Genomic DNA, 13,700 nt, shown 5'->3' with positions numbered 1-13,700 from the left:
CGGGGCCAAAGCGGATCATTGCACCGCGCAAAAAACGCAATACTCTCGCGGGGTGGAGCAGCCCGGTAGCTCGTCAGGCTCATAACCTGAAGGTCGTAGGTTCAAATCCTACCCCCGCAACCAAAAATCCGCAGAAATTACAACACGTTACGCGCCAATTAAGGGCGGCTTTGCGCATTCTGACTCCTGCCGGTGCTACAGCGGTGCTACGCTAAGGCGCAAGGAAAGAGTGGGAGGCGGCGCGTAGGGGGGGTGTCCAGAGGTGCCGGGCGGTAGTTCAAGAAGTTGTCAGTTCAGCTCGTTGTGCCGCACCAGAAGCGCAGTACCCCCAGCGTTACTAAGTCCCCGCAATATTGAAGGTGACGCAAAAGCGCGGCAATACTTCAACTAGCGGAAAGATTGGAAAAAATCATGAGTGATAAGCGATATCAGGTCTTCATAAGCTCGACCTATAAAGATTTGATTGAAGAGCGGCGGGCGGTCGAGCAAACAGTAATTCGAGCTGGGGATTTCCCCGTTGGCATGGAAGCCTTTCCGGCGGCGGATGAGGAGCAGTTCGAGTTCATAAAGACGCTGATTGCGCAGTGCGACTACTACATCCTGATCATCGCGGGCAAGTATGGATCCTTAGCCGATAATGCCGTGAGCTATACGGAAAAGGAACACGACTACGCTAAGGAAATTGGCGTCCCGGTCCTCGTAATGCTTCGCGACGGGCTTGATGAACTGCCCGTCAAGGACACCGAGACCGACCCGGAAAGGCGCGAAAAGCTCGAGGCATTCATCCAGAAGGCCAGCCAAAGCCGACTACGAAGCACGTGGAAAAATCCCGATGCCCTGAAGTTGGCCGTGCGCGAGGCACTGGATCACGCGAAGGCTACCAAGACGCGTCCCGGGTGGGTCCGTGGTGATAAACCAGTTGCTAATGAGACCCTGGAGCGGCTAGTTGCGCTGCAGGCCGAGAACAGACAGTTGCTTTCTGAGAATACGCAACTTCGGCAGGAGCTAAAACCACTGGCGGGTGTTCCGAAAAATATTGCCGGTCTAGATTGCCAAACTAAAATTTCCGTGTCCTTCAAGGTTCCTGGGGCTTGGGGGATGGAAACGAAAAACATGACCATCAATGCTGATTTCGGTGGAATTTTCGCATTATTGTCGCCAAGCCTCTTGGCGCCAAAGATAGAACATATTGTCAAGTCAGACCTGTCGCAGTCCATTTGTAAGAAATATGGGCGGTTGCAAAAAGATGCGCTCAGTCCGGAGATTGATCAGCACGATTTTTATACCCTTCGAATTCAGTTTATGGCGCTAGGGTTAATTGAGCTTTCTTCGCAGGCCAAGGGATCGGGAGGAAGCGGCCTTTACTGGTCTCTTACAGAAGCGGGCAGGCAGCAGATGCTCCGATCGACAGTAGTCACAAAGGGATAATGCTCCGGAAGCTTAGTCGCGCCTGCTAAGACCGACAGCTTGGCGCTGGCCCAAGACGATCCCTGCGTTGGACAGGAATGTTAACAATAGGCCGGAAGAGTAGATTGGTTTGATTCCAGAAGACCGGTATGCGCCCTGCAAATGGAGCAATTTTTGGTTATCTTCGCCTACCTCCAAGACGCAAACTTGCGACATTCTGCATGATACCGCGTACCGAGTTCATATTTAGACGCTCTGAGAGAATAGACCGCAGTAATCCGTCGCGAGTTAGCGGCTCAACAAGACGTTTTCGATGGACGGTTTCGGGGTAAAGCAGAAAAAGCGGTTGAGGGTCAGATGATGAATCAGCTTTTGGCCCCATGTAGTCAAAACAAACTGGCGCAGGGCTGTTTGTCCAGTTGGCGGGGAAAAGGTCGTCTGCATTGTCGGTCAGAAACAGATTTGTGCGATGTTGATTTTGAATTATTTCAGCCAATTTATTTCGCCACTCAGTTATTTTCTTTCTGTTACCTTCAAGCCTTGATCCATCGACGATCCAGAGCATGTTCTTGTAGAAAGTTTCTCTTGCGCGACGTTCGTTTGGTTCGAGATGAGAATGCTGAAATTCTACGGTTAGGCCTGCCAAGGTATGCACGTCAGCAATGTGGCGTTCACCTGTTGCATGATCGGTAAACAAATATTCCTGCCATCTTAGTGGAAATTCATTCTTCCAATTCCGATGCCAATCAGTTTCGGGTTCCCACCAGGGGTCGCAGTCTGCTTTGCTTTTATGCGCCCAATGATGAACTCTTACTTCACCGCAACGCGGAATCATCTCAGAATTACAAAACGGACAGCTGCCAACCGCACCGGGTAGTGGTCTGCATCGGCTGCCGTTTACATCTGCAGTAAGCATCTATGATTTCCCACACCGAGTATTATCAGAAAGCCAAGTGATACTGGTTCGACGTCCACACTTAAACCTCAAAGTGACCTCAGATTCTTCGTTGAATGACGATTGGATAAAGTGAACTGTAGCGTCGTTTCAGTGGCACTATGCAAAAATCTGGGGTTCTGGACGTGCTGCACATCTCTGGAATGTCAGCGTGGTGACGCATCGGTTGTCGTTTGCAGGTATCCGGGATGTTCGGTGAGCTGCTAAGAGCGCCGTTCCCCAGAGAGTAGTTCCGAGGCAGAGTACTGAGAACAGCTGCCTTATCGTTGTCCGCCTTGTCCGCCGTTGTCCGCTGCCAGGCGAATAAGGGTTGATTGGCGGACAAGGCGGACGATGGCGGACAACGATTTTCAGGGCTTGGGTGAAGGATTCGTAGTTCGCCGCCCCTAGCCTAAGGATAGCCTAGGCTAGGGAGATTGTTGGGTGCGTCGCCTAGGCTAAGCTATAGCCTAGGCTAGCCTCACCTAAGCCTAGCGTTAGGCGAATGATCCGCCGCCGCTCCTTGGCCTCGCGCAGATGCTCGACCGTAACGCCCTGGCGGCGCAGGAGGGGCGTTACCCGCCGCAACTCGCTGCCGAAGTGGTTGGGCTTGCGGGGGAAGGTCTCGGCGCTCTCGGTCTCGGCCCTGAAGCGGCTGCGTATGGCCTGGATCAACTCGTTCGCCGTCCCGCGCCACTCGCGGCGCTCCTGCATCAACTGAAGAACCAAGGCCGCCACCATGTTGTTGTCGATAGCGACCGCCTCACTCTCACGCCGGTTTGCCTGATAGGCGGCCAGGAAGGCCCCCTCAGGCCAGTCCAGGGCGGGTTCGGCTGCTGTGACCCATCTTGCGAAGTCGGCCAGTCTGGGGCGCTCTGCGAGCCGCACAGAGGCGCTATGGGCCAGTGCGTGGCTTGCGGCATCCAGAAGCCCTGCCAGGATGCGCGGGCGCGCCGCCTCGAAGCGCTCCCAGAAGTCACTCTCGAAGCTCCGGGCACTCTCGGGGATCGTCGGCAGGGTGAGGATGATGGCCCGGTCCGCTAGGTCCGCGCGCTCTGCCAAGTCGGGAATACCGTTCAGGATGATCGGGCGCGTTGCCTGGAACAGAACCTCGTCGGCATCGCTATGCAGCTTGCGGGTGGCAAAGCCGCCCCCGGTGGAGAGACGACAGAGGCAATCCGCCATCGCGGGCTTGACCCGCGACAGGTTGTCGAAGGCCAGCACATGCGCGCCTTGCGCTGCAATCACCAGGTCGCGCTCGTCGCCAGGGAAGGAGCGTGTCTCCAGGGTGGAGGGATCGACCAGGGAACGCAGCACCTTGGTCGTCGTGCTCTTGGCGCTGCCCTGCTCGCCCGAGAGCACCAGGATAGGGTAGGGGCCATCGGGGCGCAGCGCGCCCAGGAGCCAGCCCACGACAAGCTGGAAGTCGGCATCGCTGCCCACGTTCACGAAGTCCCGCAATAGGCCCACGTCCGCGCTTCCAGCTACGGGGATCGGAAGAGGTGCAAGCCCATGACTGCGCCGAAAGCGCGGCTCCTTTGCCTGGCGATGCTGCCAGCCCTCGGGCGTCACCTCCACCGAGGACCAGTCGGGCGTCCCGAGATCCAGCGCAAAGCCCTGGGCGGTCTTTCCGATCCGCAGGAAGGCGGGGCGCTGTGGCCCCTCGAAGAGAGCCTGGCCGACCATCTGGCGCACCATGTCTTCGAGCCTGGCGCTCGGCGGGGTTTTTCCGGTGGAGCGGTATTCCGCATAGGCCAGGAGTTGTTTGAAGGCGCCCCCCTCAAGGGCGAAGCTCTCCCAATGTCCTTCGCGCCGGATGGAAGCAAAGGGCCGCTTGTCGGGGGTGTGCCAGAACTCGATATCCTCGAAGAGGCTATCGTTAGCGGGAGGCTCCGCCGCCTGCGGCTCCCCGCTAGCCTTAGCATAGGCTAGGGGCGTGGCGAGTTGGGCGAGCTTCTTGATCTGGCCAACCGTCCAGCCCTCGGCCACGGCGTCGGCCGCGTCCCATCCCTTAGGGTAGGCTAGGCTAGCGTCGAGGCCGTCCCCACTAGGGTATGTAACCTTATGTAGGACCTGGTCAGAGGTGGGAATGATCTTCGGCTGAGTGTCGAAGTCCCTATGTAACGTTAGGGCCAGCCCTTCAGCATATTTGAGGCCCGGTTCGTCCTTGTCCGGCCAGATGATGACCTCCCGTCCCCGAAGGGGAGACAGGTCCGCCTTATGCGCTGCTTGCGCTCCGCCAAAGGTCGTGGTGGCGACAAAGCCAAGCCCCGCCAGGGCGTCGGCGCATTTCTCGCCCTCGACCAGGATAACGGGGCGGTTCTCATTGGCCGCAACCAGGTGATCCAGGCGATAGAGCGGGCGATGCTCCGGGGCGGACCAGGCGCCCGTCAGCACGTCATAGGGCAGGAAGAATTTACCCTCGCCCCTAACGTAACGGTTGGCGACCAGGACGGGCTGCCCTTCGGCGTCCCGGTACACATACTGGGCGGCGGGCTTGCCTGCTTTCGGGTGGCTCAGGGTGGCAATCATACTCATGCGCCCATCCCCCAGGTCTCGACAAGCTCACGGGCCGCAGCGCTCTGCGACAGGCCGTTCAGATAGGCATAGAGGCTCACCGGATCGCCGCCCCGGTCACCCGTGGCGAAGTCGGCCCATTTGCCATCCAGCAGGCTGATCTTGAAAGAGCCGGGGCGGGTATCGGCGCGGGTAGGGTTCAGCGCTACCCATTCCGCGCCGTATCGACGGCCCTGGGGAAGCCAGGTCTGCACCAGGCCCGGCCAGTTGCGCAGGCAGGCGTCATTGACCGCGACGAAGAAGACATGGCGATGCGCGAGGGGCTTGGTTGTCATTGGCGGCCACCTCTTGAAGGCGGGCCATCTCGAAGGCCTCCACGTCAGTGATGCGATAGCGCACCAGACGGCCCACCTTCACATAGGCCAGCGGGTAACGCTTCGTGCAGCGCCAGGTGCTCAAGGTGGTGGTGGAGACCCCGAGACGGTCAGCCACGTCTTGCGGGGTCAAAAGGGTCTTAAGAGCGTTATTCATCGTAGTTTCCATCAAAGTTGAACGATGGTGGAAACCTGTCAGAAACGCCCAAACGCATCCATCAAACCCGATCGTGGAAGTGACGCGCAAAAGTGGCCGTCACTTTTACGATGGCTCAACAGGTTAAGCTGCTATCGCCATCCTACCTTACAAGATGGCGGTGTTCTGTTAGCGTGATGGGGCGTTTTATTTGGATTGGTGTGTCTTATGAGCTTATCGGGTGAACCTAGCTTGGCTCGATTTTTGAGTTTGGTCAGGAAACGATCGGGCGAACATCGAGCGGCCTTCGACTTGTTATATGGCACGGAACTCTACGGAGCTTGCATGGGGATCATCAGACAGGAAATCGATAACCTGATGCGCCTCGATTTCTTGCTCTACAACGTCCCCAAAGTGGAGCGCGATGCTTTATGCGACGAGTTCCTAAAAGGTCAGCGTTGGAAAAAACAGACCAGCAAAGGGAAGCTGATCCCTATCACGGATAAAGAGTTTCACGAGCTTTCTGTGAAGCGACACGAGTGGGCCTCAAGGGCGTATCAATTTTGTTCGAAGTTTATCCACCTATCCAACTTATGGGATTACGGGGAACAAGACCCGTTCACGCTACTTCCTCAGGATGAACATGAAGAAATGCGTGACTATTTGAGCTTCTATCATGACTTTCCGGGCGACCGCGTAACGATGGGCGTTCTTGTCGATTATCTCCCCGCCATTTATGAAAAAATTTCGGGCAATGTGGAGGAATATTATGTCTCTGAGGATGACGGGGGTTGGGACATGGATTTCGCTTCCAAAGGCTAGCTGGCGTTGCTTCCTTAACGCGGCGATGCGCGAACTTCTCGAATGGCGGTCACAATCTGCGCCCGCGTCGTATCGGGCGAGGCAATCGCCATCACCTGTTCCACCGCGTCAACCAGGAATGAGATCGTCTGGTTCGCTTCCTTGTAGTGCATCCCTTCAGTGAACGGGTAAGGGCTGTGCGCCTCCCAATAGGGGCGCAGGCTCAGCAAGAACGCATGCAGGGCGTGCTCTTTGGGAAGAGACCTTGCTTTGCTCCGCGCCCGCCAGTCCTTCATCCGCTTCGCGTGTTCCTCGTCGGTTTCAAGGTCGATCGGGTCTTCATCATCCAGCCCGTCAAGCACCTGCCGCCTGGGTTTGCGGTTGATCGTCAGTTCCAGGCAGGCTTGCAGATCGACCAGGAGTTCCCGGTAGGTGCGGAAGATGTTTCGACGGGTGCCAAGCAAATCTCGCAGCGTCTTCCCATCTTCCAATTCGTAGAGATGCGGAAACGCACTGATTGTCCGTTCCAACCGGCCCTCGATGCCGGGATATTCCTGGAGCGCGAGCAGATCGTCATAAAGCTTGCCCGCGTTCGCCGCCGCCGCTTCCAGCGCCTTGTTCTCGGCGCTCTCCGGCCTGAGGGCGTCCAGATCGAACCAGGCCCCTCTGAAAGCGTCCAGGGCGTCACTGAGGGCGGATTGCGTGGCCTCGTTCTTGGGCAGTCCGGCATATGCCGCGAAGGCTGCCAGGAGTTCGGGAGTAATGAGGTCTGCGGGTTCAATCTCGTCACTGACCACCCAGGCCAGCGCCATGCGTTCAGTCTGTGTCATTTGGTCCCGGTCTGTCCCCATACTCCAACGTCGCTGCTGTGGACTTGTTCACGGATTCGCGCGTGGGGTCCAGATTGAGCCGGGGTTGAACGTGCGGCTAATGGCCGTTTTGAGCCCAGAGTGGCGGAAGCTGCGTAGGAAGCAAATAACAGCAATTCGTAGGTGTCGGACATTGCAAAACGTTAAAGATTGATGAAGCTTCTGGCTGAGGTCAGCGTAAGAACACGCCCATCCCCCCGGTATTCTTTCACTGCTACAAGCAACAAACGCTTCAGAGATAAATATGCCAAACGAACTACCGTTAGATTTCAGCCACGCGCTCAAATTTCCAAATGAAGACTTGGACGTCGAGTTCAAGCGTTCCCTCCCGTTGAATGATAGTGTCGGCAAAGCAAAGCTCGCGAAGGAAATCTGCGCACTGGCAAATCATGGAGGTGGGTGGATTGTATTGGGGCGCGAAGACGACGGAACCTACCCTGATGCACTTCCAGAAGAGATTGTTGGCGTTGACCAAGATCAGATCAACCAAATCTCGGCAGCGTATCTGCAACCATCACCGCATTGCACCGTCAGCGCGGAACAACCGAATGGAATAGGTTTTTCAGTTCCAGTCATCTGGGTTCCATCGTGTGGTGCGTCACCGGTATGCGGAAAGAAAAATGGCCCGAACGACGCGCGCGGGCGCACACAAGGCGTCGTAAAGGGTGTTCACTACACTCGCAAGGCAGGACCTGTTTCTGCGCCCATCGAGACGCCGGATGAATGGCAGGACGTGATAAGACGCTGTGTATTGAGCGATAAGACGTCGTTGCTCAGCGCGTTATCGACGATGATCGAGCAACCTCGACCAGCACCCGAGATCGAGGAGCAAAATGTATTTGACGCGGATTTTGAACACGTGGTCGCACGGTGGAAGGAGGAGGCCCAGAAGTATCCGTATGAGGTCGATCTCACAAATTGCTTCGTCGCCTATGGCTTCCAACTGGTTGATGCTGAGCCGGTTACGACCGATCAACTGACTGAGTGCTTGCGCCATCGTCCGCAAGACAAGCGAAGTGGCTATACTTTTTTTGATAATGACTACAACTCGCCCAATCGCCCCTTTGTCATAGAAGTTGCGGATCATGACGGCCTCGAAGTTCACGTTAATACCACGGATTTCGATCATCGTGCGATTTGGCGGCTAAGCGAGTGCTTGAGCGGAACAGAAGTCATCTCCTATTGGGAAGACACGGACTGGATAAAGAGCGCCGTCGAGAATAGGTCGTCGCGCACGTGGGAGAGAGGCCAGCACATTTGGACCGCGCAGCAAATTGCCTATGCAAACAGCTTCCTTGCGACAGTGAAACACATCGCTGACCACTTTAACTTCACTGGGGACATCCGTATCCGAGTGTTTTTTAGCGGGCTAAGCGGACGAAATCTCAAGTCCCCCAACATTGGGGTCTATTACAGCATGGACTACCGGGCGCACCAGAATACGAAGCAGGTAGACTTTGTGGTGCATGTAGAAGACTTGTCGGCCGAGACACGGAGTTCAACCATCGCATCGATGATTCAACCGATGAACAAACTGACCCAAGGCCCGGCGATCACTGCAGAAAGCGTTGTTCGCTCTATCGAAAGCCGATGACGCTATTGGCGCTCCGATCCGAAATTGGTCTTTCCTTAAGACAACTCCCGAATTTGCGGCGAGCCTATTTTCAGCCACGTTGACTGCTGCCATTGGCTCTCTTGCGCTGCACAAGCACCGATCCAAACCTGCTAGCGCCATGGCGTCCTCAGCGGTGTTGTTCTTCGCCCGCACCCGCATACCCCAACATCGCCTCAGTGGCCTTGTTGACCGAGTCCCGAACGGGATCAAGGTTGAGCCGCGCATAGATCGCGGTGGATTGCTGGCTCTTGTGTCCAAGTGACTTGCCGATGATGTAGCCATTGGCTCCGGTCGCGGCCTGGTAACTGCCCAGGGTGCGGCGCAGATCATGAATGCGCAGGTCTTCAAGCCCCGCTTCCGCCAGGATACGGCCCCAGGCTTTCTTCGGGTCGGCCAGGTGGCCTGTGCGACCCTCGCCAGGAAAGACCCAGGGGCTCTCGGATGCCAGCTTGCGTTGGGTGAGCAGTTCCATCGCCGGGTCGGACAGGTGGACTACCTGGGCCTCGCCGTTCTTCGTCTCGGGAATGCGCCACGTCGCGGTGGTAAAATTGATATCCTTCCACACCATCGCCAGCATGTTCGACTTCCGCGCCCCGGTCAGGAGCGAGAGCATGAAGAAGTCGCGCGCGGTCTCGTTCGGCTCGTTCCCCAGGGCCACGAAGAAGCGCGGAAATTCGTCAGGCTGCAAGAAGCGTTCCCGGCTCTTCTCGCGATATTTCTTGATCCCGATGGCCGGGTTGGTGCCATCCCATCCCCAATCAATCGCCTTGTTGAAGATCGAGCGGATACGCTCAAGCAGGCGGTTCGCCTGGTACAGGCCGTTCTCCTTGCCGATCTTGGCGTGCAGCCGCTCCACCTCGGCCTTCTCGATGGTGGAGATACGCCGCTTGAACCAATGCGAGAGGTATTTGTTCACCTCGCGCTCGTCATAGGCCCAGGAGCGCTTATGCACCTTGGAATACTTCTCCATGTATTCGGTGAAGAGCGCGCCGAAGGTCATCTCGTCGCGGATGGCGCGGCGTTCCTTCTGTGGGTTCTTCCCCGCCGCAATCGCGCCCTTCATGCTCATTGCTGCCTTGCGGGCGTTCTCGATGCTTATATCGGGGAAGCGGCCCAGGAGGATGCGCTCGGGGCGGCCCTCCACGCGCTTGTAGAGGTAGAATGTCTTGGTGCCTGTGGACGTCACCGCCAGGCACAAGCCTTGCTCCTTGGTGTCGTAGTAGAAATCCTTGCGGCCCTTCGGGGCAGGCGGGAGTCCTGCAAGGGCGCTCTTGATGAAGTTCAGGCGGCGGTCTTCCAATGGGCGGCTCCTGTCCTGTGCTACGGCGGTGCTACGCTGGTGCTACACTCTGGAGCAAAAATGGGCAATCTGCGACGAATGACAGAAAAGCATGAATCAATCTAACATACTGACAGAACACCAAGGAAATACGATCCACAAACTCAAGCAAACATACGACAATGAGGCTCATAACCTGAAGGTCGTAGGTTCAAATCCTACCCCCGCAACCAATCTTCAAAAGCAAAAACAATGCGTTAAGCGCCAACTCTGGGCGGTCGTTCGCGTTGCGACTTTGCCCGTGGAAGCAAACTGGAAGCAAACGGAGAGCGCTCAGACGTCGACCGTCAGACCCAAGCTGACTAAGTGCGGACCTGGGCAATGCAATCGGTCGCTCGACTGTTCTAGATGCTACCCGCGCGCGTCACCCCCCAACACTGTGACGCGACCTTTCCGACGGCGCTTGCTTTCGGTGCGCAGACACGAAGAGAAATGGGAGCCTTGCAGTAGAAGCGGAAAAGGAAATCTAGATTCGGCATGTGGGAGATCGCCTGAAAACTTGAGATATGGGTCTGGATCGCCTACGGTTCCGATAGAAGTTTTTTGAATGTCTATTGAACGTAAAGGATTATGCCATGCCGAAGCCGACGAAGGGTGGGGGTGACGCCGGGAGCACCACCGGAGGCAGCACACTGCGCGGGACGCGTGGCGATGACACGCTGATCTCGACGGCGGGCGATGACGTCGTCAAGGGCTCGTCGGGCACGGATACCTTGGTTCTCGATGGCTCGGTCTGGGATTACGATTGGTCGCGCTCGATCGAGAAGGGCATCGACTGGAAGCTGACAGACTCCTCGGGCGGCACCGGAACCGACCTGCTGAGCGGAATCGAGATCCTGCAATTCAACGACGCGACCATCGTGCTGGGCGAAGACCTGCCGATGGAAATTTCGGGTGTGCCCGAAACTTTCGCGGTGACCGAGGATACCGATGCAAGCTTCTCTTTCACGATCCTCGATCTCGACGACAATCAGGTCAGCGCAAAGCTGAGTGCGCCCAACGGAAACTGGACCGAGACGACAGAGTTCGGTCGCCTGACCGTTCTGAGTAACACTGACAGCTATACCAACGGCGACTACAAATGGGGCCCGCAATCGACGCAGCGGGTCTACGATTTCTCCTTCGAATACAACGAGGCCGGGGTGTCCTTGGCCGAGGGCGAAGTATGGATCGAGACGGTGACGCTTTATGTGACCACCACCTCGACGGAGGATTTCTTTGGCTATACGCCCCAAGAGACCCGCGCAGTCACCTTCGATTTGGCAATCACCGGCGTGAACGACGCACCGACAATTCGCGGCACTGCGTCTTTCGTGACGGATGATACCGGCGAAGCGCGCTTCGACCTTTCGGCACTCGGCTCGGATATCGACAGTGACGATGACGGTACGACCCTTGATTATGAGATCGTCTCGGTCACGCAGAACTACGTGCATTACAGGTATCCTTTCGACATCTCGACCGAAGGCAGCACGCTGGTCGTTTCGCCCGAAGGTCTGCCGATTGGCTTGACGACTGACGAGGAAAGTTGGGCCAAGGTGGAGCTGCGTGCCGTCGACGGCCACGGCGCCGTTTCCGAAAGCACTGCGACCGTCGATGTGACCCTGCACGGGACCGCGACAAGCTCGGTGCGGGCCTCTGTTCTGGGGCCGGATGGTGAGATCGACCTCTCCTCGGTCAGCTTCGATCCGGCGGATGTTCTGGATTACGGGACCGCGACGCTGTTCTCGGCCGGGTATACCGACCCGGCCCTTGTCGCGCCCATGCTGGACTACACCCTGGGGGATGATGCGCGCCATATCAGTGCCGGGACGATTTCGGGCTATACGTTCGAGACCGACGAAACAGCCGAGAGCCGTCTGGGGCTTGGTGCCGATACGTTGGTCTTCAATCTGACCTCGCCAACCCAGCAGTTTTTTGCCCTGAACGAGATCGACACCGGCTGGGGCGAAGATGTCGTGATTCTGCAGATGCTGGGCGGCGAAGAGATGCGTTTTTACGGCAGTTCCATCGATACCGGCGCGCAGAGCGACCAGGTGGTGATCCGGGCCGATGCGCAGACCGGCGCGTGGTTCAACCCTGAGATCGATACCGGCTCGGGCCACGATGTGGTCGATCTGCATTTCACCTATCTCGGCACGTCAGGCGAAATGATGGCTGACGGGAGCATCGACTTGGGAAGCGGAGATGACAGCCTGCGCTTCGTTCTGGACAGCGATCCCTCGGTCGCGCTGGCCGCCAAGGTGCGCCTGTCGATCTCCGCCGGTGATGGAGACGACGTGATCCACGTGGACACCTCCGATGTCACCTCGCTTTATATCCCGCCGCTTGAGGCGCCGGGATCTGACCCAGTTCAATTCTACCCCGGAGGCACCGAGGGATCCATCTGGCTTGGCTCCGGAGACGATACCCTTTCGCTTGCGCTGAACGCGCCGGCGTCAGGCAGCACCCATCTGTCGGTCTATGGCGATGACTATTCCGGGAACGACGGGTTCGACAGCGTGACCCTGCTGAACCTGAGTGCATCGGATGTCACCGTCTCAACCACGACAGATAGTTACGGGGCGGAAGGCGTGTCGCTAAGCATGGGCGATGGGCAGTTCATCGATCTCTACGGGATCGATAAGGTGATCTTCTCGGACGGGGAAACCTGGCTGCTGTAAGCCTGCCCGTCGTTTGGAGCAGCTGACGAAGCGGCGCAAGGTGCGGCTTGGCCGGCGGGTTTCATGCGCTTTTTTATGGGTGCAGTTGGCGCGGGTATCCTGCTTTCTTCGTCAGCCTGCGGGGAGCCCAAGGTGACCTGGGATCCCCGCAAGCTTAGCGCCGAAGCGTCTGCGGGAGGCGCCGAGCGCTTCTCGGCCGATCTCTTGTTTGATGAACCCACCGACGGGCTTGGTCTGTTCGTCGCGCCACAGCTTGCCGATATCGTGTCGGTTACACCCCCGGTCGTGCCATCCCTTTCGGCGGGTGAGGTGTTTACGGTTCAGATTACCGTTGCGCCGCCTGAGGGCACACCCGCGCGGTTTCCGCAGGGAACCATTCATGTGAGATCCGCGCCCCCTGCGCGTAGCAATCAACGTGACCCGTGACACGCTCAACAGTGTCGATGCGGACGGCGATGGGGTCTGGGGCGATATGCAGGCGTGGATCGTGTCAAATTTCGAGCCGGGATCGGATCGGTACTTCGCGCTGCGGCAGGTGGCCCGCGCATTGCAGCTTGCAGTTCAGAACGCCGAAAGCGAGGAGATCTCGCTGCGTTTGCGCACCATGAGGTGCCCATTGCCGTAGGCTGCCTTTTCTACACTGGTGGCGAAGGCACCATAACGGACCTGAACAAACTACAGGCGTATTTCTTGCGCTCGTCCGCCCGTTCCAATGCCTACCTCATGTTCGAGAGCCACTTGGGTGGACAGATCTTCCACGGCAATAAAGTCAGCGGTCCGGAGCAGGTTTGCGAAGAAGGTGAGTTGGCTCGATAGCCACGCTGGCAAGATGACGAGAGCGCCGCCTGCGCGCCTTCGGATCACCTTCACCGTGTGAAGAACCACTGACCCGCACTCTGATTGCGGCGATCGGAGAGCAGGATCTCAAGGGTCTGGCCGTACTGATCGGCCGCGCGACGCGTGGCGCGCCAGCGGACCGGAACCTTTACGAAAGTTCCGTCAATCCTTCACTGGCTGGAAGTCAGTCGTCTCTCATTCGCCCTTC

13 protein-coding genes and 1 tRNA gene are annotated in these 13,700 nt (G+C 57.6%); 7 read left to right on the top strand and 7 right to left on the bottom strand.

The genetic code is table 11. The features are described from left to right. The first annotated feature begins 46 nt into the window (after nucleotides 1-46). Nucleotides 47-123 (top strand) — tRNA-Met (locus N3C64_RS14245). A gap of 288 nt (nucleotides 124-411) precedes the next feature. Next, complete coding sequence (locus N3C64_RS14240; RefSeq protein ID WP_260014953.1) at nucleotides 412-1,428, top strand: DUF4062 domain-containing protein; 1,017 nt, start codon at nucleotides 412-414, stop codon at nucleotides 1,426-1,428. Nucleotides 1,429-1,585: 157 nt separating this feature from the next. Here the strand turns inward: N3C64_RS14240 and N3C64_RS14235 are convergent, their stop codons facing one another. The 4 genes from N3C64_RS14235 to N3C64_RS14220 form a co-directional block, all read right to left on the bottom strand. Continuing rightward, nucleotides 1,586-2,323, bottom strand: a complete 738-nt coding sequence (locus tag N3C64_RS14235; protein WP_260014952.1) for a competence protein CoiA — start codon at nucleotides 2,321-2,323, stop codon at nucleotides 1,586-1,588. Between the two features lie 471 nt (nucleotides 2,324-2,794). Continuing rightward, entirely contained in the window at nucleotides 2,795-4,879 is a 2,085-nt protein-coding gene (locus N3C64_RS14230) for an AICE element replication initiation protein (protein WP_260014951.1), read from the bottom strand. After that, nucleotides 4,876-5,193: a hypothetical protein gene (locus N3C64_RS14225; protein ID WP_260014950.1), complete on the bottom strand. Its 318-nt coding sequence runs from the start codon at nucleotides 5,191-5,193 to the stop codon at nucleotides 4,876-4,878. The genes N3C64_RS14230 and N3C64_RS14225 overlap by 4 nt, the downstream gene beginning before the upstream one ends. After that, nucleotides 5,141-5,389 carry a helix-turn-helix transcriptional regulator gene (locus N3C64_RS14220; protein WP_260014949.1) on the bottom strand — a complete coding sequence of 83 codons (249 nt, stop codon included), beginning with the start codon at nucleotides 5,387-5,389 and terminating at the stop codon, nucleotides 5,141-5,143. Before N3C64_RS14220 ends, N3C64_RS14225 begins: the two co-directional genes overlap by 53 nt. 324 nt (nucleotides 5,390-5,713) lie before the next feature. On the opposite strand from N3C64_RS14220, the gene N3C64_RS14215 reads away from it, so the two are divergent. Next, entirely contained in the window at nucleotides 5,714-6,190 is a 477-nt protein-coding gene (locus tag N3C64_RS14215; protein WP_260014948.1) for a hypothetical protein, read from the top strand. 14 nt (nucleotides 6,191-6,204) lie between these two features. Here the strand turns inward: N3C64_RS14215 and N3C64_RS14210 are convergent, their stop codons facing one another. Continuing rightward, a complete protein-coding gene (locus N3C64_RS14210; protein WP_260014947.1) occupies nucleotides 6,205-6,999 on the bottom strand; it encodes a hypothetical protein in 795 nt (264 codons plus the stop codon). A 283-nt stretch (nucleotides 7,000-7,282) separates the two neighbouring features. Between N3C64_RS14210 and N3C64_RS14205 the strand changes: the two genes are divergently transcribed. Continuing rightward, nucleotides 7,283-8,632, top strand: coding sequence for an AlbA family DNA-binding domain-containing protein (locus N3C64_RS14205; protein WP_260014946.1), 1,350 nt, complete (start codon nucleotides 7,283-7,285; stop codon nucleotides 8,630-8,632). A gap of 148 nt (nucleotides 8,633-8,780) precedes the next feature. Here N3C64_RS14205 and N3C64_RS14200 read toward each other — a convergent pair whose 3' ends face one another. After that, complete coding sequence (locus N3C64_RS14200) at nucleotides 8,781-9,953, bottom strand: tyrosine-type recombinase/integrase (protein WP_260014945.1); 1,173 nt, start codon at nucleotides 9,951-9,953, stop codon at nucleotides 8,781-8,783. 614 nt (nucleotides 9,954-10,567) lie between these two features. Between N3C64_RS14200 and N3C64_RS14195 the strand changes: the two genes are divergently transcribed. From N3C64_RS14195 to N3C64_RS14185, 3 genes are all read left to right on the top strand, one after another. Further along, entirely contained in the window at nucleotides 10,568-12,655 is a 2,088-nt protein-coding gene (locus N3C64_RS14195) for a hypothetical protein (RefSeq protein ID WP_260014944.1), read from the top strand. A gap of 132 nt (nucleotides 12,656-12,787) precedes the next feature. Next, nucleotides 12,788-13,081, top strand: coding sequence for a hypothetical protein (locus tag N3C64_RS14190; RefSeq protein WP_260014943.1), 294 nt, complete (start codon nucleotides 12,788-12,790; stop codon nucleotides 13,079-13,081). Continuing rightward, a complete protein-coding gene (locus tag N3C64_RS14185; protein WP_260014942.1) occupies nucleotides 13,071-13,280 on the top strand; it encodes a hypothetical protein in 210 nt (69 codons plus the stop codon). Before N3C64_RS14190 ends, N3C64_RS14185 begins: the two co-directional genes overlap by 11 nt. Nucleotides 13,281-13,521: 241 nt before the next feature. On the opposite strand, the gene N3C64_RS15280 is transcribed toward N3C64_RS14185, so the two are convergent. Beyond that, nucleotides 13,522-13,659 (bottom strand): DDE-type integrase/transposase/recombinase, encoded by a 138-nt coding sequence (locus N3C64_RS15280; RefSeq protein WP_375546121.1) that lies wholly within the window; start codon nucleotides 13,657-13,659, stop codon nucleotides 13,522-13,524. Nucleotides 13,660-13,700 lie beyond the last annotated feature (41 nt).

It is taken from the genome of Sedimentimonas flavescens (genome assembly GCF_025154035.1).
GTDB classification, from domain to species: domain Bacteria; phylum Pseudomonadota; class Alphaproteobacteria; order Rhodobacterales; family Rhodobacteraceae; genus Rhodobacter; species Rhodobacter flavescens.
The sequence above is the reverse complement of the archived record's forward strand: the minus strand, read 5'-3'. Positions and strand labels throughout refer to the sequence as shown.

Coding starts and splice junctions, on each gene's coding strand:
- N3C64_RS14240 (WP_260014953.1), top strand. CDS start 412: ATGAGTGATAAGCGATATCAGGTCTTCATAAGCTCGACCTATAAAGAT.
- N3C64_RS14220 (WP_260014949.1), bottom strand. CDS start 5,389: ATGAATAACGCTCTTAAGACCCTTTTGACCCCGCAAGACGTGGCTGAC.
- N3C64_RS14225 (WP_260014950.1), bottom strand. CDS start 5,193: ATGACAACCAAGCCCCTCGCGCATCGCCATGTCTTCTTCGTCGCGGTC.
- N3C64_RS14210 (WP_260014947.1), bottom strand. CDS start 6,999: ATGACACAGACTGAACGCATGGCGCTGGCCTGGGTGGTCAGTGACGAG.
- N3C64_RS14230 (WP_260014951.1), bottom strand. CDS start 4,879: ATGAGTATGATTGCCACCCTGAGCCACCCGAAAGCAGGCAAGCCCGCC.
- N3C64_RS14205 (WP_260014946.1), top strand. CDS start 7,283: ATGCCAAACGAACTACCGTTAGATTTCAGCCACGCGCTCAAATTTCCA.
- N3C64_RS14215 (WP_260014948.1), top strand. CDS start 5,714: ATGGGGATCATCAGACAGGAAATCGATAACCTGATGCGCCTCGATTTC.
- N3C64_RS14195 (WP_260014944.1), top strand. CDS start 10,568: ATGCCGAAGCCGACGAAGGGTGGGGGTGACGCCGGGAGCACCACCGGA.
- N3C64_RS14235 (WP_260014952.1), bottom strand. CDS start 2,323: ATGCTTACTGCAGATGTAAACGGCAGCCGATGCAGACCACTACCCGGT.